Annotated in this window: 3 protein-coding genes; all 3 read left to right on the forward strand. The window is 28.7% G+C overall.

What is annotated here, in order from left to right; translation table 11 throughout:
* Positions 1–163 precede the first annotated feature (163 nt).
* The gene (locus HMPREF2782_RS01135) at positions 164–760 is read left to right on the forward strand and encodes a TetR/AcrR family transcriptional regulator (protein ID WP_070640264.1); all 597 of its coding nucleotides are present in this window, start codon (positions 164–166) and stop codon (positions 758–760) included.
* Positions 761–764: 4 nt separating this feature from the next.
* On the forward strand, positions 765–2483 hold the full coding sequence (locus HMPREF2782_RS01140) for an ABC transporter ATP-binding protein (RefSeq protein WP_070640267.1): 1719 nt from the start codon (positions 765–767) through the stop codon (positions 2481–2483).
* Positions 2476–4139 (forward strand): ABC transporter ATP-binding protein (locus HMPREF2782_RS01145; protein ID WP_070640270.1); only part of this gene is annotated, 1664 nt, incomplete at its 3' end. The genes HMPREF2782_RS01140 and HMPREF2782_RS01145, both read left to right, overlap by 8 nt.

Raw genomic sequence — 4139 nt, forward strand, 5'->3', positions numbered from 1 at the left:
GTTGGTCTATTAAAGTTATTAGCGTTAAGCGTTTATTAGGTTTTATTAATTATACCGCATTTAAAAAAATTAATAAAGAAGTATAAGCGAAGCTATTGACAATGATTATCAGTGCTGATATAATAATACCGACAAGAGTGTCGGTTTGGAGGTTATTTATAAAATGAAAATGGAAGCTGATGAAAGAAAAAAGCAGATTAGACAAGCAGCTATTAAAGTCTTTTTGGATAAGGGATTTAGAAATACAGTTATGAATGACATTATGGAAGCTACTGGGCTTTCTAGAGGTGGCTTGTATCATCATTATGGTTCTACGCATGAAATCTTATACGACATTATGATGGAAGGTAATTTAAATAGAAAGGATGTTATTCAAAAATCAATTTATGATGAAGGATTAATATTAAGTCCACAGTTGTTTTCAAGAATGATTATAGACAAGATACTTGCAGATAATGATTATGTAAAGCTTTATGTTATGTTTTTATGTGAGTTAAAAGAAAATGATGATCTGAAAGAATTATATGTGAAAATAAAAAAAGAGTCCATACAAGTATTTAAAGAATTGTTTTCTACTTTGTTTAACGAGTTACCTTCTGATGAAACATTTGAATTTATGATTAATATTATGAATTCTGGATTGATGGCTTGCGAAATTTTGAATGCACGTGAGAATTTTACAAAAAATAAGATATATCTAACTGAAATGATAGAGACTTATTTTATAAATGTAATGAAAAAAGATGATGAAAGGAGTTAAATTTATGGATCTATTAAAAAAATACATTAAGAGAAATAAAGCACCATATTTTATTTCTGTCTTGTTTTCAATACTTGGAGTAATTTCAAATCTTTTTGTATATATTATTCTAAGTAAGATGATTATATCATTAATTGATGGTAGCCAAGATTTTTATTACTATATAAATAAAATTTTCTTTATACTTTTATGTCTTATAATCAAAGAAGTGTTTATGTTTTTGTCAACAATGATTTCTCATAAAACAGCCTATAAAATAATACGAGATATAAGAAAAAGCCTTATGGAAAAATTATTTAATATGCCATTAGGAGATATATTGAATGAATCTACTGGTAAGTTAAAAGACATAATTGTAAATCAAGTCGATAATACTGAAACAACATTGGCTCATATGATACCTGAGATGACAGCTAATTTAGTCGGACCTATAATATTATTTGTTTACATGTTAATTTTAGATTATAGACTAAGTTTAATATCTTTAATTCCATTAGTTATTGGTGGATTTTTTATGGCAGGGCCGATGAAAAGAATTAAGGTAAAGTTTCCACAAGCAGTTAAAATTAGCCAAGATATGAACAATTCTGTAGTTGAATATATAAATGGAATAGAGGTTATTAAAACATTTAATCAAGGCGAAAAATCTTATAGAAAATACAGGGACAATGTGTATAAAAAGGCGAATTATTATTACAATTGGATGGGAGAAAATACAAGAGACTATGCGATAAGTATGTCTATTGCTCCAGTTGGTATTTTGACAATTATACCATTTGGTTTATATTTCTGTATGAATGGTTCACTAGATGGTGGTGTATTTTTAACATTGATAATCCTTTCTTTTGGGACTATCCAAAATATTATGAGAGTAATGACTTTTGAAGATGATATTGGAAGAATGTCAACTATTTTCGAAGAGATTAAAAATATACTTTCTGCGAGAGAATTATCTCATAAAAATGAAAATTTGGATATAAAAAATTATAATATAGATATAAAAAACGTAGATTTTTCTTATGAAAAAGATAAGCAAGTCCTAAACAATATAAATATAAATATAGAAGAAGGAAGTGTGAATGCTTTAGTAGGCGAATCGGGTTCGGGAAAGTCGACTATTGCAAAACTAATTTCAGGATTTTGGGACGTAGATAGTGGTTCTATAAGTATAGGAAATGTAAATATTAAAGATATGTCCCTTGAAAAGTTATCTACTGTTATTTCCTATGTAGCACAAGATAATTTTCTTTTTGATATGTCAATTAAAGATAACATCAGAATAGGAAATAAAAATGCTAGTGATGAGGAAATAATTGAAGTATGTAAGAAAGCAGCCTGCCATGATTTTATAATGAAGTTGTCAGATGGATATGATACAAGAGTAGGAGAAGCTGGTAAACATTTGTCTGGAGGAGAAAGGCAAAGAATATCAATTGCAAGAGCTATGATAAAGAATGCTCCAATAGTTATTTTAGACGAGGCTACCTCTTATATCGATCCTGAAAATGAAGCCTTGATTCAAGATGCGATATCAGAGCTTGTCAAAGGGAAAACTCTTATTATAATTGCCCATCGTTTAAAGACAATAACAGATGTAGATAATATATTTGTAATTAAAAATGGAGAACTTGCATGTAAAGGAAGTCATGAAGAGCTTTTGAAGGAATCAAAAGATTATCACGATCTTTGGGAAACTGCCTTGAAAGGAGAAGAAAATGCTTAGTGTTTTTAAAAAAATATGGAATTTTTCTATTGAAGAACAAGTGTATATAAAAAAATCAATCTTTGCTAATTTTTTCGGTTCTATTTTTAATGCTCTACAATTTGCAGCCATTTATTATGCGATTTTTGGGATAGTAAACAAGGATATAAGTTTCAAAACAATAGGAATATCATGTTTATTTTTATTAATTAGTATAGCTGGAGTAATTATTTCAAAAAATTCCTCTATGCTCAAACAAACACATGCTGGATATTTTATGGCTGGACACAAGAGAATTGAATTAGGTGAAAAAATAAAAAAAGTTCCCATGGGATTTTTCTCAAGTTTAAGCCTTGGAAATTTAACAACTATTGCAACTACTAACTTAGATAATATAGAGACTTGGGTTCCAACTTTGTATATTATGGTTTTCGGTGGTATGCTTAATGCTATTGTTTTTATCTCATCCTTATTTTTATTTTCTTATAAGGTAGGTCTTGTAGCAATAGTTGGCTCTATTGTATTTTTGTTGATTGTTGCTCGTATGCAAAAAAGGTCTAGTAAAAATGCAGACAAGATTCATGAGATTCAAGTATCACTTACCAAAGAAGTCTTATCAACATTACAAGGAATGCAAATAATAAAATCTTATAATCTTGGAGGAAACAATAATAAGAAACTTGATAAAAGCTTTGATGGTGCAAGTAAATATTCTTTTGATTTAGAAAAAACTATAATGCCATATAGTTTATTAGCTAAAATCATAATAGCTATAACAATTTGTTTGATGTTGTTTATATCAATAAAATTATATTTTGTTGAAAACGGTCAAATAGTCAATACTATTATGATACTTATAGCAAGTTTTGTAATATTTGATGGGCTTATAACATCTGGATCTGCTATGACAATGCTAAGAATGGTTGAGAATGCAATAGATTCTTATTCCTATGTAAATGATATGGAAGATATGGAAGAAGGAGAAGTTTCAGATTCTATAAAAAATCATAATATAGTATTTAAAAATGTTTCTTTCTCTTATGATGATAGACCAATTTTAAAAAATGTATCAGCAGAGATAAAAGGAAACACCATGACTGCCATAGTTGGTCCATCTGGATCTGGTAAGACAACATTTTGCAATCTAATAGCGAGATTTTGGGATGTAAATTCTGGTGAAATTTTAATCGGAGGAAAGAATATTAAAGATTATAAGATAGAAAATCTTATGAATTCAATTTCCATGGTATTTCAAGACGTCTATCTCTTTGAAGATACAATTGAAAACAATATAAAATTTGGAAAACAAAATGCAAGCCATGAAAAAGTTGTAGAAGCTGCAAAAAAAGCAAGATGTCACGAATTTATAGAAAATCTCCCGGATGGATATAATACTATTATCGGAGAAGGTGGAGCAAGTCTATCAGGTGGAGAAAAACAAAGAATATCCATAGCTAGAGCCATGCTAAAAGATGCAGACATAATTATCTTTGATGAAGCAACAGCCAATATTGACCCTGAAAATGAAGATAAATTAAAAGAAGCTATAGAACAACTTACAAAAAATAAGACAGTAATTATGATTGCCCATAGATTAAAAACCATTAGAAATGCAGACCAGATTTTAGTCTTAAAAGATGGCGAAATAGTAGAACGTGGAAATCATGAAGAACTGAT

It is taken from the genome of Anaerococcus sp. HMSC068A02, assembly GCF_001811125.1.
Classification (GTDB): Bacteria; Bacillota; Clostridia; order Tissierellales; family Peptoniphilaceae; genus Anaerococcus; species Anaerococcus vaginalis_C.